At 67.4% G+C, this 18,646-nt stretch carries 18 protein-coding genes; 1 reads left to right on the plus strand and 17 read right to left on the minus strand.

All coding sequences use genetic code 11. From position 1 onward, the window contains the following. Nucleotides 1-11 precede the first annotated feature (11 nt). The 15 genes from tatC to AC1DB8_RS06520 all read right to left on the minus strand — a co-directional run bounded on the left by tatC (nucleotide 12) and on the right by AC1DB8_RS06520 (nucleotide 15,340). Nucleotides 12-806, minus strand: coding sequence for a twin-arginine translocase subunit TatC (tatC, locus tag AC1DB8_RS06450; RefSeq protein WP_441417884.1), 795 nt, complete (start codon nucleotides 804-806; stop codon nucleotides 12-14). Between the two features lie 48 nt (nucleotides 807-854). Next, nucleotides 855-1,124 (minus strand): Sec-independent protein translocase subunit TatA, encoded by a 270-nt coding sequence (gene tatA, locus AC1DB8_RS06455; RefSeq protein ID WP_441417786.1) that lies wholly within the window; start codon nucleotides 1,122-1,124, stop codon nucleotides 855-857. A 35-nt stretch (nucleotides 1,125-1,159) separates the two neighbouring features. After that, nucleotides 1,160-1,558 (minus strand): hypothetical protein, encoded by a 399-nt coding sequence (locus tag AC1DB8_RS06460; protein WP_476892519.1) that lies wholly within the window; start codon nucleotides 1,556-1,558, stop codon nucleotides 1,160-1,162. A 5-nt stretch (nucleotides 1,559-1,563) separates the two neighbouring features. After that, complete coding sequence (locus AC1DB8_RS06465; RefSeq protein ID WP_476892520.1) at nucleotides 1,564-3,591, minus strand: helix-turn-helix transcriptional regulator; 2,028 nt, start codon at nucleotides 3,589-3,591, stop codon at nucleotides 1,564-1,566. Nucleotides 3,592-3,751: 160 nt separating this feature from the next. Next, complete coding sequence (locus AC1DB8_RS06470; protein WP_441417789.1) at nucleotides 3,752-4,147, minus strand: FKBP-type peptidyl-prolyl cis-trans isomerase; 396 nt, start codon at nucleotides 4,145-4,147, stop codon at nucleotides 3,752-3,754. Nucleotides 4,148-4,199: 52 nt separating this feature from the next. Further along, on the minus strand, nucleotides 4,200-5,117 hold the full coding sequence (locus AC1DB8_RS06475; RefSeq protein ID WP_476892521.1) for an FKBP-type peptidyl-prolyl cis-trans isomerase: 918 nt from the start codon (nucleotides 5,115-5,117) through the stop codon (nucleotides 4,200-4,202). 112 nt (nucleotides 5,118-5,229) lie between these two features. Beyond that, a complete protein-coding gene (gene pafA, locus AC1DB8_RS06480) occupies nucleotides 5,230-6,594 on the minus strand; it encodes a Pup--protein ligase (RefSeq protein ID WP_441417791.1) in 1,365 nt (454 codons plus the stop codon). 1 nt (nucleotide 6,595) lies between these two features. Beyond that, entirely contained in the window at nucleotides 6,596-7,303 is a 708-nt protein-coding gene (prcA, locus tag AC1DB8_RS06485; RefSeq protein ID WP_175323655.1) for a proteasome subunit alpha, read from the minus strand. Nucleotide 7,304: 1 nt separating this feature from the next. Then, a complete protein-coding gene (gene prcB, locus AC1DB8_RS06490; protein WP_441417792.1) occupies nucleotides 7,305-8,132 on the minus strand; it encodes a proteasome subunit beta in 828 nt (275 codons plus the stop codon). A gap of 110 nt (nucleotides 8,133-8,242) precedes the next feature. Then, nucleotides 8,243-8,443: a ubiquitin-like protein Pup gene (locus tag AC1DB8_RS06495; RefSeq protein WP_146337557.1), complete on the minus strand. Its 201-nt coding sequence runs from the start codon at nucleotides 8,441-8,443 to the stop codon at nucleotides 8,243-8,245. 111 nt (nucleotides 8,444-8,554) lie between these two features. Beyond that, nucleotides 8,555-10,165, minus strand: coding sequence for a depupylase/deamidase Dop (gene dop, locus AC1DB8_RS06500; RefSeq protein WP_476892677.1), 1,611 nt, complete (start codon nucleotides 10,163-10,165; stop codon nucleotides 8,555-8,557). 47 nt (nucleotides 10,166-10,212) lie between these two features. Then, a complete protein-coding gene (arc, locus tag AC1DB8_RS06505) occupies nucleotides 10,213-12,027 on the minus strand; it encodes a proteasome ATPase (protein WP_441417886.1) in 1,815 nt (604 codons plus the stop codon). A gap of 81 nt (nucleotides 12,028-12,108) precedes the next feature. Next, a complete protein-coding gene (locus AC1DB8_RS06510) occupies nucleotides 12,109-13,248 on the minus strand; it encodes a tRNA (adenine-N1)-methyltransferase (protein WP_441417793.1) in 1,140 nt (379 codons plus the stop codon). Between the two features lie 99 nt (nucleotides 13,249-13,347). Further along, a complete protein-coding gene (locus AC1DB8_RS06515; RefSeq protein ID WP_476892522.1) occupies nucleotides 13,348-14,568 on the minus strand; it encodes a site-2 protease family protein in 1,221 nt (406 codons plus the stop codon). Continuing rightward, nucleotides 14,561-15,340, minus strand: coding sequence for an HAD family hydrolase (locus AC1DB8_RS06520; RefSeq protein ID WP_476892523.1), 780 nt, complete (start codon nucleotides 15,338-15,340; stop codon nucleotides 14,561-14,563). The genes AC1DB8_RS06515 and AC1DB8_RS06520 overlap by 8 nt, the downstream gene beginning before the upstream one ends. Before the next feature lie 121 nt (nucleotides 15,341-15,461). Between AC1DB8_RS06520 and AC1DB8_RS06525 the strand changes: the two genes are divergently transcribed. Next, on the plus strand, nucleotides 15,462-16,367 hold the full coding sequence (locus tag AC1DB8_RS06525) for a PAC2 family protein (RefSeq protein WP_175323659.1): 906 nt from the start codon (nucleotides 15,462-15,464) through the stop codon (nucleotides 16,365-16,367). Between the two features lie 114 nt (nucleotides 16,368-16,481). Here AC1DB8_RS06525 and mshC read toward each other — a convergent pair whose 3' ends face one another. Both mshC and AC1DB8_RS06535 read right to left on the minus strand, forming a co-directional pair. Further along, complete coding sequence (mshC, locus tag AC1DB8_RS06530; protein ID WP_476892524.1) at nucleotides 16,482-17,765, minus strand: cysteine--1-D-myo-inosityl 2-amino-2-deoxy-alpha-D-glucopyranoside ligase; 1,284 nt, start codon at nucleotides 17,763-17,765, stop codon at nucleotides 16,482-16,484. Between the two features lie 15 nt (nucleotides 17,766-17,780). Next, nucleotides 17,781-18,614 carry an undecaprenyl-diphosphate phosphatase gene (locus tag AC1DB8_RS06535; protein WP_441417797.1) on the minus strand — a complete coding sequence of 278 codons (834 nt, stop codon included), beginning with the start codon at nucleotides 18,612-18,614 and terminating at the stop codon, nucleotides 17,781-17,783. Nucleotides 18,615-18,646: the final 32 nt, after the last annotated feature.

Here is an 18,646-nt window from a genome sequence, read left to right on the forward strand (position 1 = left end):
TGGGCGGACGGCTAGAGATTCTCCAGCTCGGAGCTGGGAGTCGCCTGGTCCGCGGTGGCTTCGGTCTCGGCGGCCACCTTGGCCGCCCGCTTCTCCCGCCGGCGGTCGTTGAGCAGGCACAGCCCGATGGCGGTGAAGAACAGCACCAGCATGGGCACGGCAAGGTAGAACATGCTCATCGCGTCGGCGCCGGGGGCGGCCATGGCAGCGAAGAGGCAGACCAGGAACACGGTGATCCGCCAGCTCTTGAGCAGCTGCTGGCCCTTGATCAGCCCGGCCAGGTTGAGCCCGAACAGCACCACCGGCAGCAGGAAGGCAATGCCGAAGGCGAGCAACAGGCGCAGCACGAAGGACAGGTAGACCTGGGCGCTGATGAAGTTGGAGCCGCCGGAGGGGGTGAAGTCGGTCAGCACCCGCACCGCGTTGGGGAGCACCAGCCAGGCGAGCAGGACGCCGCCGACGAAGAGCGGCACGGCGGCGGCGACGAAGGAGAGCGCCAGGCGCCGTTCCTTCTTGTGCAGCCCGGGGACAATGAACGCCCAGAGCTGGTAGAGCCAGACCGGGCTGGCGACGATCAGGCCCAGGAACACGGACACCTGGATCATCAGGTCAAAGGAGCTCGCCACGCCGTCGAAGTTCAGCGACGCCTGCCGGCCCTCATGTTCGTTCAGGTCGCGGATCGGCTTGATCAGCGCCGCCAGCATCGGCTGGTAGACGAGGAATCCGACGACGGTCCCGAGGACGACAGCGATCGCCGACTTAAAGAGCCGGTTCCGCAGCTCTTTGAGGTGATCGAGGAGGGCCATCCGGCCCTCGGGGTTCGATCGGCGGCTCATGGTTACTGCCATGTGGTTCTAGGCGCGGTTCGGCGGCGGAACGTCGGTTCCCTCGCCCGGGCGGCTCTCGGTGCCGGCGGACCGGGGGTGGTTCACGACTTTGCCCTCGACGGCGTCGGAGTCAGCCTTGGCCTCCGGCGTGCCGTCCTTTTTCATTTCGCGGACCTCGGATTTGAAAATCCGCATCGACTGGCCCAGGCTGCGGGCCATTCCGGGCAGCTTCGGTGCAGCGAAAAGCACCAAGGCCAGGACGATGATGATGATGAGATGCCAGCCTTCAAGCCTCATGCTGGGTGGTCCTTTCGTTTGAGTACATCCTATGTCTAACGCAGATCGATGTCGCGCAGCGCCTGGGGCTGGCCTCGCTCCGCTTTGCGCCGGATCCGGCGCAACCGCCGGGCTTCCTGACGCGCGATTTTGGATGCATGGTAATCATGTCGCATCAACGCGGGCGGGGCAAAAACGGCTGCCCCGGGCTCCGCGTACGGGCCGGCTCCGTCCCCCGCGTCGTCGCCGTCCGAGCCTACGGCACCCACATGAACAGCGGCTGAACCGGAGGTAATCGGGGAGGAAGCGAACGTCGAGAAGCGCTCCCCCGCCTCACCGAGTTCCTTGACCGTGGCCATGAACTGCCGGAAGAGCCGGACGCCGAGCACGCCAAAGAACAGCAGCGACAGCGCGACGAGCGCTATCCAAATTACGATCCAGGACCACCAAGGCATGCTGATCAGTCTAGCTGGCGTGCGGGGTGGTCTTCGTATCGGGCGAGGGCGGCGTCGAGCCATTCCCGGGCGGCCGCGGCCAGCGCAGGAGGCTGCAGGATGCGGACGGCGCCGCCGTGCTGGGCCACGAACATCGGCAGCCAACCGGCACTGCCGAAGCGGATTTCGGCCAGGACGTGGCCGTCCGGAAGCGCGGCGGTCCGTTCGGCGTAGTAGTCATCCGCGAGCCCGGCGCCCTGCCTGGTCAGCTCGACCACCACCACGGCGTCATCGTCGTTGGGCGTGAACAGCTTGACCGGGAACCCGCCTGCCGGGTTGGCGGCCGAGGACACCGGGCGTCCGTTGGGTTCCAGGCTTTGGATCCGGTCCAGCCGGAAGTTCCGCAGGCCCTGCGCGGAATGACAGTACGCCTCGAGGTACCAGGTGCTGTCCATTGAGTAGAGCCGCTGCGGGTCGATGTCGCGTTCGGTGACGGCATCGCGTTGCGGGGAGAGATAGCTCAGCCGCAACTGCGCGCCGGTGCGGATGGCGTTGCGTGCCGTTTCGAGGGTGCCGGAATCCTCCGGCGCCACCTCGGGACCGGACACGGCCGCCGCCTTCAGCCCCTCCTCGCCGGCCGCGGCCATGAGCTTGAGCGTCACGGACTCCAGGGTGCCGCCCTCGGCGAGTCCGGGCAGGCCGTTGAGCGCTTCGAGGCCGGTGAGCAGCGCGCAGGCCTCGTCCACGGTGAAACGCACCGGCCGCTTAAGGTCGAGGTCCTCGATGATGTAGACGTGGTCGTCGTCCCACTGGATGTCCAACAGATCGTCCGGGTAGCCCTCGGGCAGGCCGGAGCAGATCAGGATCCGCAGGTCGTCCTCGAGTTCCTTGCGGGTGATGCCGAACCGGTCGGCCACTTCGCTGATGTGCAGGCCCTGGTTGTGTACCAGGAAAGGGACCAGCTGGAGCATCCGCTTGAGCTGGTCCTCGGACGTGCGCTTTCGGCTCCGTTTGGCCGGAGCCAATCGCGGGAATTCGATGGGCGGGACCGGCGCCGCAGCGAAGGCTGCGGCCGCCGCCAGTCGCCGGCGCACGGCGGTCTGCAGCTCGGGCGGCGCGACGACGACGGCCTTCGGGCCGTAGGAAGCGAGCTCCTCGGCGAGCGTCTCAATGTCCCGGTATGGCACCTTGAGGCGGTCGAAACCGGAGCGAGGCGCTGCCGCGACGGCATCGGTGATGTCACCCTCGGTGCCGGCGGCGGGTCCGGCATGCTTGCGAAGCCCCAGCAGCGCGCCGTCGGCGACGTCGACGAGGGCGTGCCGCACGGGCAGTTCGGGCAGCGCGGCAAGTTGTTGGCGGACGTTGAAGGACGACGGCGGGGTGAAGGACTCCTGGTCCAGCACGGTGACGGCGGAGGTGAACCGCGACAGCCGGTAGAACCGTTTGTCCCCGCGGGCGCGGTCGTGGCCAACGAGGTACCACTGCCCGAAGCGGCTGCCGAGGCCCCAGGGCTCGACGGTGCGGGTCTCCTCGTGTCCGGTGCTGCCGGCCAGATACTTGAAGCTCACGGGGTGCTGGGTGTGGACGGCGGCGACGAGGTCCTCGAACGCCTGCCCGGCAGGGCGGATGCGGGGCTGGACCCCCGGGGGAAGTTCGGCGTCCGGCAGGCCGCCGGCGGCCTGCAGTTTGCGCACGGCGTCGCGCGCGGCGGAGCCCAGGGCAGCCTGTTCCCAGAGCTGCGCGGCGAGGATCAGCACGGTGCACTCTGCGGGGGTCAGGCTGACGTCCGGCAGCCGGTTGGATTCCTTGCCGATCCGGTACCGCGTGGTCGCCGGGTCATCGGAGCCCCAGCCCTTGTCCGTCACGGTCTCGACGTCGAAGCCGAACTGGCGCAGCTCGCCTTTGTCCCGTTCGAACATCCGGCCGAAGGCGGCCTCGGAGCTGGTGGTGTCGTGATAGACCTTCTCGCGCAGCTCGCTGCGGCGCAGCCCGTATTGGGTGTTGAGCAGGGCGATGAGCAGGTTCAGGAGGCGTTCAGTACGTGAGGCGGACACTCCGCAAGGGTACTAAAGTGTCCGCCCCGAAAACCGCGAAAGCGCGGCAACAACCGGAAGAACTTTCCGATTGTTACCGCGCTTTCGCGGTGGCCGGTGGGTGGGCCCACGCCGGCGAGGGCCCCGGCCCGAGCTTGCGAGGGCAGGGAGCCGGTGGGGATTAGCGGACGGCGACGAGGTCGACGACGAAGATCAGGGCCTCGTTGGGGCCGATCGCTCCGCCGGCGCCGCGGGCGCCGTAAGCCATTTCGGAGGGGATTTCGAGCCGGCGGCGGCCGCCGACCTTCATGCCCAGCAGGCCCTGGTCCCAGCCCTGGATGACCTGGCCGACGCCGACCCGGAAGTCCAGGGGTGCGCCCCGGCCCCAGGAGGCGTCGAACTCTTCGCCGGTGGACCAGGCCACGCCGACGTAGTGGGTGGAGACGGTGTCGCCGGCCTTGGCTTCGGCACCGTCACCCTCGATCAGGTCGGTGATGACGAGCTCGGTGGGTACGTCGCCCTCCGGGAAGTCAATTTCCGGCTTCTGGCGGTCGATGTTGCGCTGTCCAAATGACATGGTTGCTCCTTCTTGGGTGGTTTCCTGGGGTGAACGCGATGAAGCTGCGAGGCTAACGGGCGCCTAGAATGTCGACGACGAAGACGAGGTCGCCCTGAGCAGCGCCGTATGCGAGCTTGGCAGGTACCACGAGGAGAACTCGTGAACCTACAGTCTTACCAGCGAGACCCTGCTGCCAGCCGGGTATGAGTTGGCTCAGTTTCTTCACTAGAGGCTTGCCGCTATCGAAGCTGGCTTCGAGCTTCTTTTTATCCTTTAGCGAGTACAGGACGTAGTTGGCCGTGATGGTGTCGGATTCCTTGACCGCCTGGCCCTTGCCCTTGATCAGGTCCTGGGAAACGAGGGCCTTGGGAGCGGCCACACCCTCGACCGTGATCTCCGGGACGCCCTTGTCATTTTCCTTGACTGTCGGCAGACCTGCAGGCGGGGTCACGGCGTCGCCCTCTGGCTTGTCCAGCACCTTGGGGGCGTCCTTCGCGGACAGCACCTTGATAATCAGCAACTGAGAGGGCTGAGCTTCGCTTCCCTGCGCGGCGGGCTGTCCGGGGACGGCGAGGGCCACGTGCGAGCCGACTTTGGCGCCGACCAGAACGTTGTACAAGGGGGCGTTGCCGGACTTGAGCGCATCATTCAACTCAAGCTCTTCGGGATCCTTGCTGAAGTTGTCCCCCAGCGACTTCCCATCCGCGCCATTGAACCCGGCTACGGAGAGTTCGGCGAGCTGGTTGGCCTTCAGCCGGTCGCCGGAACCTTCGGTGACGACTTTTGTGGTCAATTCCTTGACCTCAAGCGGCTTGGTGAACTCGACGCCGGGTGCCTTCTTGTCGCCGTTCTCGGTCAGTTTCAGGGAGTCCAGCTTCGCGGTCTCGCCGGCGGACTGGCTGGTGGGCTCCGGAGCGGCAGGCTGGCCGCCACCACAAGCGGTGAGCAGCAGCAGTCCGGGGAGGAGAATTGCTAATAGTCGGCGCACGTAAGAACTTTCGTCGGGGCAGGATGGACGCTTCGCCGGACGGTTGCCAGCGGCAAAGCATGCGGTGGCCGTGAAACGGCACCTTCCCCAGAATAACGCGGAAAGCTGGGTATCAGCCCATAGAGTCCAGCAGGGCGTCCACCCGGTCGTCCACGCTGCGGAAGGGATCCTTGCACAAAATGGTCTGGTGGGCGCGGTCGTTCAGCTTCAAATGGACCCAGTCCACCGTGTAGTCACGGCCCAGTTCCTGCGCCCGGCGGACGAAGTCGCCGCGCAGTTTGGCCCGGGTGGTCTGCGGCGGCGCGTCGACGGCATCCTTCACTGCGGTGTCGTCGACGACCCGCCGTGCCGCGCCGCGGGCCTGGAGCAGGTAGAAGAGACCGCGGCTGCGTGAAATGTCGTGGTAGGTGAGGTCCAGTTGGGCGATCCGCGGCGCGTCGAGTTCCAGGCCGTGCCGCTCGCGGTAGTTGTCCATCAGCTTCTTCTTGATGGCCCAGTCAACTTCGGTGTCGATCGTGCTCGTGTTTCCGCTTTCGATCGCGTCAAGGGTCCGTTCCCACAGGTCCAGGATGAGCGGGACGTGCGGGTTGTGGGCGCCGCGGTCCGCCACGAATTCGGTCACTTTGTTCAGGTACTCGCGCTGGATCTCAAGGGCCGTGAGCTGCCGGCCGTTAGCGAGGCGTACCACCGCGCGGCCGCTGAGGTCGTGGGAGATCTCCCGGATGCTGCGGATCGGGTTTTCCATCCGCATGTCGCGCATGATCACGCCGGCCTCGATCATCCGCAGGATCAGGTCCACGGTGCCGACTTTGAGCAGGGCCGTGGTCTCGGACATGTTCGAGTCCCCGACGATCACATGTAGCCGCCGGTAGAACTCGGCGTCGGCGTGCGGCTCGTCGCGGGTGTTGATGATCGGCCGGGACCGGGTCGTGGCGGAGGAGACCCCCTCCCAGATGTGGTCCGCGCGCTGGGAGAAGGCGTAGGTGGCGCCGTGCGGGGTCTTCAGGATCTTTCCCGCGCCGGCGATCAACTGGCGGGTCACGAGGAACGGGATCAGGATTTCCGCCAGCCGGGAAAACTCCCCGCGGCGGGGAATCAGGTAATTCTCGTGGCTGCCGTAGGAGTTGCCCGCCGAGTCGGTGTTGTTCTTGAACAGGTACACGGTGCCGTTGAACCCTTCGGCCGCAAGGCGCTCCTGCGCCTCGTCCACGAGGTCGTCCAGGATCAGCTCGCCCGCCCGGTCATGGGCGATGAGCTGGGCCAGGTCGTCGCACTCGGCGGTCGCGTACTCAGGGTGCGAACCGACGTCGAGGTAGAGCCGTGAGCCGTTGGTGAGGAACACATTGGAGGACCTCCCCCAGCTGACCACCTTTCGGAAGAGGTACCGGGCCACTTCCTCCGGCGCGAGCGGGCGGGACTCCGGGCTCGAATAGGAAATTCCGAATTCGGTTTCGATACCGAAGATGCGCTTGTCCATTTCAGTTCTCCTCAGCCAGCAGTGCCACGACGTCGGCGTCGTCGAGGCGGCGGAAGGCGCGGCGGGTGCCGCGGCTGCTCTCGGAGCCGCGGTCCAGCACGGCCACCTCCACGGCCGACGCCGGCAGTGCGTCGGTTTCCTTGTCCGCTACCAGTCCGGCCAGGGCCAGCCGGATGGCGCCGGCGAAGTCGAGTTCGCTGCGCCAGCCGGCCGCAACGGCTTCGGACACCTTGTCGGCCTGGCCGCCCATCACGATGAATCCCTGTTCGTCGGCGATGGACCCGTCGAAGGTCAGCCGGTAGAGGTGGTCCAGGTCCTGGCTGTCCCCGACCTCCGTCACGGCCAGTTCCACTTCAAAGGGCTTCTGCTCGGCGGTGAAGACGGCGCCGAGGCTTTGCGCATAGACGCTCGCCAGGCCCCGGGCCGTGACGTCCTCGCGGTCGTAGGAGTAGCCGCGGACGTCCGCGTAGCGCACCCCGGCCTGGCGCAGGCTTTCGAACTCGTTGTACTTGCCGACGGCGGCGAAGGCGATCTTGTCGTAGATTTCGCCGATCTTGTGCAGCGACGGCGAGGGGTTTTCCGCGACCAGGGCGATCCCGTCCCGGCAACTGATGACCACCACAGAACGTCCCCGCGCGATGCCTTTCCGGGCGAAGTCCGCCCGGTCCTTCATCAGCTGCTCGGGCGAGACATAGAACTGCTGGGTCATCTCAGGCCTCCCGCTGGGCTACGGCCCGTGACTCGATGATGGCGCCGGCCACCGCCGCAAGTTCGCGCTCCGGGACGCGCACTGCACCGGAGCGGCTGACGGTGTAGACCACGGGCCAGAGTTGCCGGACGGGGTCCGGACCGCCCGTGGCGGAGTCGTCGTCGGCCGCGTCGTACAGGGCTTCGACGGCCACCTGGACGGCGTCGGCTTCGGAGAGGTTGGGCCGCCAGAGCTTCTTCAGCGCGCCGCGGGCGAACATGGAGCCCGAACCGACGGTGTGGTGCTCCTGCTCCTCGTAGCGGCCGCCGGTGACGTCGTAGGAGAACAGGCGGCCGACGCCGGCGGGCCGGTCGAAGCCGGCAAACAGCGGGACCACGGCGAGGCCCTGCATCGCCATGGGAAGGTTTCCGCGGATCATGGCACCGAGCCGGTTGGCCTTGCCGTCCAGGCTCAGCTGCGTTCCTTCGATTTTTTCGTAATGTTCCAGCTCCACTTGGAACAGCCGGGTGATATCGAGCGCGATGCCGGCAGTCCCGGCGATGCCGAGCACAGAATACTGGTCCGCGGGGAACACCTTCTCGATGTGCCGGCTGGCGATCACGTTGCCCATCGTCGCGCGGCGGTCACCGGCCATCAGCACTCCCCCGGCGTAGGTCAGGGCCACGATCGTGGTTGCGTGCGGGGTCTGGAGCGGCGCGGTTGCAGGTCCAGCTGGTAATCCGTGTTGGAGGGCGTTGTAGGGCAGCAGTTCGGGCCGTGAACGCTGCAGGTGCTCCGTGAATGAGGACGTCGCGTTCGCTGCTACCTGGTTGGCTGATGTTTCCTGCACTGGTGCACTCCCTCAACGTAGTGGATCAACGACTTCCGGCCCTCAGCCCTGTGTCTCCTCAGTTCCGGTTCTCCTCCAGTAGTGTCCGCGACCAGCCGGCGGCCGGAGGGCTACTGGCCGCCCTTCTGGACGAAGGCCCTGACGAACTCCTCGGCGTTTGACTCCAGCACGCCGTCGATCTCATCGAGCAGATCGTCCACGCCCTGGGTCGCGGCAGAGGCCTGGGCCTCGGGTGCCGCGGGAGGTGCGGGGATGTCCTCCTCGACCTCAGTGTCGCGGGACTGCGGCTGCTGCTGCTCCTGGCCTGCCATCGTTTTCTCCTTCTGATCCCACTGTTTAATCCCACCGGCTGCCCCATCCTGCACAGGACATCCTGTAAGCAATCTTGCCACGCCCTGGTCCCCTGCGGGGGGTCTTTGGGCCTACGAACCCGGGGGCAACCCGAGCAACTCCGCAAGGAACGGCGCGGCCTGGCGGTGCCGGGCGAAGAGTCCTCCGGTCAGGGCCTCCGTGCCGCGCAGCGGTTCGCGGGTGGGGACCCGCTGCAGCTTGCCGCGCCCCGGCAGGTCGAAGATCACCGAGTCCCAGCTGGCGCCAACCAGGTCGGTGCCGAAGCGGCTGACGCAGCGGCCGCGGAAGAAAGCCCGGGTGTCCGACGGCGGCTCCGTCACCGCACGGGCGATCGCTTCGTCGTCGACGATCCGCTGCATCCGGTCGCGGGCCAGCAGCCGGTGGTAGAGCCCCTTCTCGGGGCGGATGTCCGCCCACTGCAGGTCCACGAGCCCCAGCCGGGCGTCCGACCATTCCAGCCCGTCGCGCTGGCGGTAGCCCTCCAGCAGCGAGAGCTTGGCCAGCCATTCGACTGTCGACGCGGCGGCGGCCCGGTCGCTGTCCAGCGCGGTAAGGGTCGCGGACCAGCGCTCGAGCACGGCGTGGGTGTGGCCGTCGCCGTCGACGGCGTCCGCCACACCGGTATCCTGGGCGAGCTTGGCGGCAGCCTCGAAGTACATCCACTGCAGGTCCAAGGCAGTGACGCGGCGTCCGTCGAGCAGGCGCAGGGTCGCGGTCAGGGAGGTGTCGTGGCTGACGGCCTGCAGGGCCGCCACCGGTTCGTGGACCTCGATGCGGGGCGCCAGGCCGGCCTCGATGAGGCTCAGGACCATGGCGGTGCTGCCGAACTTCAGGAAGTTGGCTCCCTGGCTGAGGTTCGCATCGCCGATGATGACGTGCAGCCGGCGGTATTTGTCCGCGGTCGCGTGCGGTTCATCCCGGGTGTTGATGATGGGTCGCCGGATGGTGGTTTCGAGGCCGACCTCGGTCTCGAAAAAGTCCGCCCGCTGGCTGATTTGGTAGCCGGGCCGGGAGCTGTCCTGGCCCAGGCCGACGCGGCCGGCGCCGCACATGATCTGCCGGGTGACAAAGAACGGTGTCAGCCCCCGGGCTATTTCGCCGAACGGGACCGAGCGGGGCATCAGGTAGTTTTCGTGCGAGCCGTACGATACGGATTTGTTGTCCGTGTTGTTCTTGTACAGGTTGATCGGCGGCAGTTCCGGGTCCGCGGCCAGCCGGCGGACCGCGGCCAGAGCCACGAGGTCCCCGGCGGCGTCCCAGGTGACGGCATCGCGCGGGTTGGTGACTTCCGGACTCGAGTATTCCGGGTGGGCGTGGTCCACGTAGAGCCGCGCGCCGTTGCCCAGCACCATGTTCATGAGCAGCGAACCGGACTCGTCCTCGCCGTCGTGGTCCAGCTCCGCGCGGCCGTAGGCAAGCGCGATCGCCTCCGCGTCCAGGGCCGGTGGCCGGTCGGTGAGTTGTTCCGGTTCCGCCTCGCTGCGCTCCAGGGTCCAGCCCCGGGCGTCGTGCAGCGGCTCCTCGTCGGTGTAGTCCCAGCGGGTTTCGGCGCCGCCGGCTGCGCGTTGCCGGGTCACCTGGGCGTAGGCCTGGATGACCCGGGCGGACATCATGGTGGCGTTGGCCCCCGGGGCGGAGGGCGCGTGGATCCCGTATTCGGTCTCGGAGCCCATCACCCGCATGGCGCCGCCGGCGGGCAGCCCCCCTGAAACCGCTGAAGGTCCGGCGGTCACAGGTACTGGCCCGTGCTCGGCATCGTCTCGATGGATTTGCCGGGTTCCTGGCCGGCCTTGCCTTGGACGATGGTGCGGATGTATGTGATGCGTTCGCCCTTCTTGCCGGAAATCCTGGCCCAGTCGTCCGGGTTGGTGGTGTTGGGCATGTCCTCATGCTCGCGGAACTCATCAATGACGGCGCGGAGCAGGTGGTCGATGCGCAGGCCCTTCTGCCCGGAGGTGAGCAGGTCCTTGATCGCGGACTTCTTGGCGCGGTCCACGACGTTCTGCACCACGGCGCCGGAGTTGAAGTCCTTGAAGTACAGCATTTCGGTGTCCCCGTTGGCGTAGGTCACCTCGAGGTACTCGTTGGACTTCTCGGTGGAGTACATGGCCTCTACCGTGCGCTGGATCATGGCATCCACCGTCGCCTGCACGTCGCCGTTGTGCTCGGCGAGGTCCTGCTCGTGGAAGGGCAGGTCCGTGGTGATGTATTTGTTGAAGATGTCCGCGGCGGCCTCGGCATCGGGACGCTGGATCTTGACCTTCACGTCCAGCCTGCCCGGGCGCAGGATCGCCGGATCGATCATGTCCTCGCGGTTGGAGGCGCCGATCACGATCACGTTGTCCAGCCGCTCCACGCCGTCGATCTCGCTGAGCAGCTGCGGCACGATGGTCGTCTCGACGTCCGAGGAGATGCCGGTGCCACGGGTGCGGAACAGCGAATCCATCTCGTCGAAGAACACCACCACGGGGCTGCCCTCGGAGGCCTTCTCGCGGGCCCGGGCGAAGATCAGCCGGATGTGCCGTTCGGTCTCACCGACGTACTTGTCCAGCAGCTCCGGTCCTTTGATGTTCAGGAAGTAGCTCTTCATGTCCGTCTTGCCGGCGCGTTCGGCGGCCCGGGCGGCCAGCGAGTTGGCCACGGCCTTGGCGATGAGGGTCTTGCCGCAGCCCGGCGGCCCGTAGAGCAGGATGCCCTTGGGTGCCTTGAGCCCGTGCTCCCGGTACAGGTCCGGGTGCAGGAACGGCAGTTCGACGGCGTCGCGGATCTGTTCGATCTGCGGGCCCAGTCCGCCGATGTCCTGGTAGGTGATGTCCGGGACTTCTTCGAGGACGAGGTTTTCCACCTCGGAACGGGGAATCTTCTCCAGGGCGTAGCCGGTGCGGCTGTCGATCGAGAGGGCGTCGCCGACCCGGAGCTTCTGCGCAAGCAGGGCGCCGGAGAGCCGGATGACCCGTTCCTCGTCCGCGCGGCCCACAACGAGGGCGCGGTCCGATCCCAGCAGTTCCTTGAGCGTGACCAGGTCTCCGGCCCGCTCGTAGCCAAGCCCGGCCACCACCAGCAGCGCCTCGTTGAGCAGGACTTCCTGCCCGACGGCGAGTTGGTTGATGTTCACAAGCGGGCTGATGCCCACCCGCATCTTGCGGCCGGCGTTGAAGATGTCCACGGACTCCTCCGTGTCGGCCTGCCCGCTGCTGCCGGGTTCGGGGCGTCGCTTCGGGTTTAGCTGCAGGACGGTGCCGAAGCTGTAGGGCGGCTGGCCCTCCTGGTCCAGGGCGTTCTTCAACCGCAGGATCTCGGCCTTGGCCGTTTCCAGCATGCCCACGAGCTTGGAGTTGTTCTGCGTGGCGGCCGCGAGCTGGCGGTCGATGTGGCGGAGCTTGTCCCGCAGGATATTGACCTGGCGTTCGGCAACCGATAGCTCATTGGCTGCATACCGGTCGACGTCGGATGCCCCCGCCGGTTCAGTCCCTCCGGCAGCGGCAGCCGCCTGGGCCTCGTCCTCCGCCGGCGTCCGGCCGTGGTCGTTGTTGGGAGTCTCCATCATGCATCAGCCCCTTCCGTACTTCTATTAAGACCATAGCCCCAACTCGGCGGGTGCTGCTGAAGACTTCCGAAATACGGACTAGTTCGTAACCTCGGGGGTGTCCTTGACGTTGGTGCCGGCGATCGCGTCGCGGGCGGCCCGGCGCAGCTTCTTGTCCGAGACCGCGCGTTCCCCGACTGCCCCGGGGGTCCAGGCGTTGACGTCCTCGGCGTCGAACTCGGTCTTGGACGGCCGGCGCTTCACGGAGATGCCGGTGACGCCGTCGGCCAGCCGGCGGGTGACCAGAAGGAAGCCGGTGTGGGCTACCATCCGGTGGTCCGGGCGCACGGCGAGGCCCTCGAGGTGCCAGCCGCGGACCATGGATTCCCAGGCATCCGGCTCGGTGAAGCGGCCGTCGGCGCGGATGGCCTCGGCGGTCCGTGACAGCTGCGTAACAGTCGCGACATAGTTGATCCACACGCCGCCGGGAGCCAGCACGGTGGCCACGGCGTCGAGGCATTCCCAGGGCGCCAGCATATCCAGGACCACCCGGTCCACGGATCCCGGCGCCTCGGTCCGCACAACTTCCTCCTGGAAGTCGCCCAGGGTGATCTGCCACGCCGGGTGCGGCCCGCCGAAGATCGTTTCGACGTTGCCGCGGGCGATGTCGGCGAATTCCGCACGGCGTTCGAAGGAGTGCAGGTAGCCGTTGTCCCCCACCGCGCGCAGCAGCGAGATGGACAGTGCGCCGGAGCCGACGCCGGCCTCAACCACGCGTGCGCCCGGGAAAATGTCGGCCATGGTGACGATCTGGCCGGCGTCCTTGGGATACACCACGGCCGCGCCGCGCGGCATCGAGAGCACGAAGTCCGAGAGCAGCGGGCGTAAGGTCTGGTACTGCTGGCCGACGTTGTTCACCACGACCGAGCCGTCCGGCTTGCCGATGATCTCGTCGTGGTTGAGGAAGCCGCGGTGCGTGTGGAAGGCCCCGCCGGCCTCGAGGCTGATGGTGTTCATCCGGCCGCGTTCGTCCGTGAGCTGCACCCGCTCGCCCTCGCGGAACGGACCGCGGCGCCGGTTGGCGCCGACCGGCGCAGTGCCGGGCGCAGTGCCGGGCGCAGTGCCGGGTGCTGTTTCGGTGGCTGTTACATTGGCAGTTTCGGCGGCTGGCGCCGAAATGCTGTCGGCGGCTGTGCTGTCCCCGCTGGGGGTGGCGTTGGCGGCAGTGTCGCTGCTCATGAGATGTTCCTCGCTCCTGTAAAGCTGCGGTGGCCGCGGATGAGCGGCGGGCACCGGCCCGTGTTCGTGGGCCGGAGAATTCACGACCGGCAGGTAACTCTACCGGGTCTGGTCCTGATTCCGGCCTTCGCCCCCGGTCTGTGAGCCGGGGGTGCCGCTCGGCTGCTTCCCGGTCAGGGCGTTGAGCACGGTCAGCTGGCGCAACAGTCCGGTGACGGTGCCGGCGTCGTTGACCACCGCATAGTCCGAACCTTCGATCTGGGCAAGGTATGCCAGCAGTTCGGCGCCCCGGTCGGTTTCCTTGACGTAGGCACCCGCGGCGAGCGGGTAGGCGACGGCGGTTGCCGGGGTCGTGGCGGCCAGCGCGGGCGGAACGGCCGCGGCGGCGGTTTCGTCGACGACGGCCGATGGCCGCGCGTCCTGGCCGAAGAGCACGACGGCGGGGACACCCTGCGGCGAGTGCCGCAGCACGTCCAGGACGGTGGCGGTGTCGGGCAGCCCGAGCGCCGGCTCGGCGAGGGCCGCGGCGTCCACCAGGTGCAGCCGGCTCCGGTACCGGGCTTGCTGGATGGAGGCGGTGGCACCCATCCAGAGGAAGCTGCCAACCAGCAGGGTGATGAGCATGAGGGAGGTATCCGGGCGGTTGCCGCTTAGGAGCGGGAGTGCAACAAACCAGACTGCCAGTGCGATCACGATGATGCGGCCGGCCCAGCCGGCCGCAATGGTCCCCTTCTCGTGGCTGCCGGTGACCTTCCAGACCGCCGATTCCACCAGCCGGCCCCCGTCCAGCGGCAGGCCGGGCAGCACATTGAAGATGCCGATCAGCAGGTTGGCCCAGACAAAGATGTTCGCCAGGGTGTCCGCGACGCCGTCCAGCTGCCCGCCGGAGAGCAACAGCCAGCCGCCGGCGGCGAGCACCAGGTTCGCGGCTGGTCCGGCCAGGGCGACCAGCACGGATCTGCCCGGCGAGGCGGTGAACTCTTCGAACTGGGTGTGGCCGCCCCAGAGGTTGAGGACGATCTTGCGGGTGGGCCAGTGGTAGAGCCGGGCGGTGAGCGCGTGGGCCAGTTCGTGGACGAGCACCGAGATCAGCAGCAGCACTGAGTAGGCGAACGCCACGAGATAGGCGGTGATGCCGAGGCGGGGGTCGTTGTGCTCGAGCACGGGTCCGTAGGCGATCACGGTGAAAGCGGCGATGGCGAACCAAGAGTAGGCAAGCACCAAGGGAATGCCGGCGATCCGGCCCAGCGGGATTCCGCCACGGAGCGAAAAGGGGCGGTCCCCGGTCTCCGGCGGCTTCTGCGGCGACGGCTCAGTCAAGGCGACGGCCTCCGCTTGCCGCGCTTTCCAGCCCGGAGTTCTCCAGTTCGCCGGCGGACAGCCGCAGACCGGCTCCGGTAAATTCGTGCCGGAGGCCGAGCAGCTCCTCCAGGTCGGCGACCGTGCGTCCGGCCAGGGTGTCCCAGGTCGCGCGCCGCGGATCGTGCGGGAGCGGGACGATGTGCGGAATCGCCACCGTGACGACGCCGGAAGCCACGGCCGCCGCGACCCCCGGCCCCGAGTCTTCAAGGGCCACGCAGTGACGGTGGTCCAGCTCGGGGTCGCGCTGCTGCAGGAGTTCCACGGCTTTCAGGTACGCCTCGGGATGCGGCTTGCCCTGCGTGACGGTGTCCCCGGTGACCAGGAACTCGAAATAGGGTTTGGGCAGGCTGGCCACGATTTCGCGGGCCAGGGGCGCCTCGGACATGGTCACGAGGGCGCAGCGGACGCCCGCCGTGTGCAGTTCCTCCAGCAGTTCGCGTGCGCCGGGGCGCCACGGCACGGACTCCCGGACCAGGCTGACGACATGCCCGGTGAGGGTGTCGATGATTTCGCGCACTTCCAGCGCCACGCCGGCTTCCTGCAGGATGCCGGCCGAATAGACCAGCGACTGGCCTACGAGCTGCATGGCCTTCTCGTGCGACCACTGTCCGCCGTGGGCGGCTACCAGGGCGTGTTCGGCTTCAATCCAGTACCGTTCGGTGTCCACGATCGTGCCGTCCATGTCCCATAAAGCGGCTTTGAGCAGGGGCTGGGAGGCTGGGGATCGCATGCCCTCCAGTCTACGGTGCAGGCCGTGTGGGGCGCCCAAGGCTACGCCGATGGCGAATTTCAGGGCACCCGGGGCGTTTTCCTCCATGCGCGCGCCTGCGACTTGGACGTAGGGTGAACACATGAATAGCTTCGAGCCAGACACCACGGAAACGGGCGTCACGCCCGAGCCGGAGCGGCTGCTGCAGCCCGTGCCCGAGGGCCAGCGTGTCACCGTGATGCTTGCAGCCTTCGAAGGCTGGAACGATGCCGGTGAAGCGGCGAGCGATGCGCTGCGCTACCTCAACAAGCTCTGGGGCGGCAAGAAGGTGGGCTCGATTGATGCCGACGAGTATTACGACTTCCAGTTCACCCGCCCCACCATCCGGCGCACGGCGTCCGGCGAACGGAAGATCAAGTGGCCTGCCACCCGGATCTTTAAAGCCAGCGTCCCGGACTCCAACGTGGACGTCATCTTTGTCCAGGGCACCGAGCCGTCTTACAAATGGCGCGCTTACACGGCAGAGCTGTTGGTGCACGCCGAGGCGCTGAAGGTGGACTACGTCATCCTGGTCGGGGCGCTGCTCGCGGACGTGCCGCACAGCCGCCCCATCCCGGTTAGCGCCTCGACCGACGACGCGGCACTGCGGGAACGGATGGACCTGGAGGCATCCCAGTACGAGGGTCCGGTAGGGATCGTCGGGGTGCTCGCCGAGGTGGCCCTGCTGGCCGGGCTTCCCACCGTCTCGCTCTGGGCGGCCGTGCCACACTACGTGGCGCAGGCGCCCTCACCGAAGGCCCAGCTGGCGCTGCTGCACCGGATCGAGGAACTGCTGCAGGTCCCGCTCGACACGCAGGAGCTGGTGGAGGACTCGGACGCGTGGGAACGCGGCGTGGACGAACTCGCAACAGAGGATCCGGAGATCGCCGCCTACGTCCGCCAGCTGGAGGAGGCGAAAGACACCGCAGACCTACCCGAGGCCAGCGGCGAGTCCATCGCGCGGGAATTCGAGCGCTACCTCAAGCGCCGCGGCAAGGACAAGCCCTAGACCTCGGGGCCGACGCGCTTGCTTCCCGGCGCGACGCAAAAGCGCTGGCGACGCCGGAATCCGGGTGTCGCCAGCGTTTTTTTGCGTCGCCGGCCTTTTGGCGGTTCGTGAGGTCTAGAGTTCGACGCCGAGCAGTGCGTCGACGGCGTCGCCCACCAGTGCAGCGTCAGCCGCGGAACCAGTACCCGCTCCGGCTGCCAGCGCTGCAGACGCCCATGCGTCCACGGCCTCGAGGGCGTGCGGGGCGTTGAGGTCGTCAGAGAGCGCGGCCCGCATCTCTGCGAGGAGCGGCCCGGCAGAACCCGCCGGTGCGAGTTCGACGGCGGCACGCCAGGTCCGGAGCCGGTCCTTGGCCTCGGTGAAGCCCTCATCCGTCCAGGACCAGTCGCTGCGGTAGTGGTGGGCCAGGATTGCCAGCCGGATCGCGGCAGGGTCTTCGCCGGCGGCGCGCAGCTTGGAGACGAGCACGAGGTTGCCCTTGGACTTGCTCATCTTTTCGCCGTCGAGTCCCACCATGCCGGCGTGCGCGAAGTGCTTGGCCAGCGGCACCCCGGTCAGGGAGTAGGCATGGCCGGCTCCCATTTCGTGGTGCGGGAAGACCAGGTCGGACCCGCCGCCCTGCACGGTGAACGGAGCGGGCAGGTATTTCTGCGCAATGACGGTACATTCGATGTGCCAGCCGGGGCGCCCCTCCCCCAGTTCGCCGCCGGGCCAGCTGGGTTCGCCGTCACGGGCCACGCGCCAGAGCAGCGGATCAAGCGCCTGGCGTTTCCCGGCCCGGCCGGGGTCGCCGCCGCGCTCGGCGAAGAGTTCAAGCATCTCGGCATCGGACAGGCCCGAGATGGATCCCAGCGTCCACGCGTCCTGCGCTTCGGCCGAGTGCTTTCCGGCCGCCTCGACGTCGTAGTAGACATCTCCGTCGGGCTCGCCGGGGGTGCCGGACACCCGGTAGGCCAGGCCGCGCTGCACGAGCGACTCGATAGCCGGGACGATCAGCGGGATGGCCTCCACGGCGCCCACGTAGTTATCCGGCGCCAGCACGTTCAGGGCTTCCATGTCGGTCTGGAACAGCTCAATCTGGCTGGCGGCGAGTTCCCGCCAGTCCACCCCGGTGGCAGTCGCGCGCTCCAGCAGGGGGTCGTCGACGTCGGTCACGTTCTGGACATAGGCGACCTGCTGGCGGCCGTCACGCCACGCCCGGTTGAGCAGGTCAAAGGCCACGTAACTCGCCGCGTGGCCCATGTGGGTGGCGTCATACGGGGTGATCCCGCAGACGTACATGGACTGCTCCCCCGTCGCTTCAAGGGTGGCGAGGCCGCCCTTGGCGGTATCGAAAAGACGCAGCGCGGGCATGCTGCCCGGCAGCTGGGGAACAGGGCGGGAGATCCAGGATTTCACACCCCAAGCCTAGTGCTAGGCGCTGATGACATTGAAACCGAGCAACAGGTACAGCGCGAGGCCCAGCAAAATGCGGTACCAGACGAAGAGCCGGTAGCTGCGGGTGGAGACGTACCTGAGGAACCAGCCGATGATCACGTAGCCCACCACGAAGGCGATCGCGGTGGCGAGGGCGGTTTCGGGCAGGCCGTAAGGGCCGGTGATGCCGTCCTTCGAGACCACCTTGTAGAGCTGGTACAGGCCGCTGCCGAAGACGGCGGGGATTGCGAGCAGGAAGGAGTAGCGGGCGGCGGCCTCACGGGTGTACCCCATGAGCAGGCCGGCCGTGATCGTGCCGCCGGAGCGTGACACCCCGGGGATCAGCGCCATCGCCTGGGCGAGGCCATAGAAAATGCCGTGCTTGTAGCTGAGCTTGGTGAGGTCACGTTCCTGGCGGCCGACGGCGTCCGCCACGGCGAGGATCATGCCGAAGACGATCAGGGTGGTGGCGACGATCCAGAGGCTGCGGAGCACCGATTCGATCTGGTCCTGGAAGAGCAAGCCAAGGACGATGATCGGCAGGCTGCCCAGAATCACGAGCCAGCCCATCCGTGCGTCCGGATCCTGCCGTGAGACCTTGCCAGTCAGCGAGCCGAACCAGGCCTTGACGATCCGCACAATGTCCCGCCAGAAGTAGACGATCACCGCCGTCTCGGTACCCAGCTGGGTGATGGCGGTGAAAGCCGCGCCAGGGTCCGCGGCGTTGGGCAGGAACGCCCCCACGATCCGCAGATGGGCGCTCGAGGAAATCGGGAGGAATTCTGTCAGTCCCTGCACAAGGCCCAGAAAGGCCGCTTCTAACCAGTTCACGTTTATAGACCCTACGTTATGGAGGTTCCGAA

The sequence above is a fragment of the Arthrobacter sp. 10N410 genome, assembly GCF_056394945.1.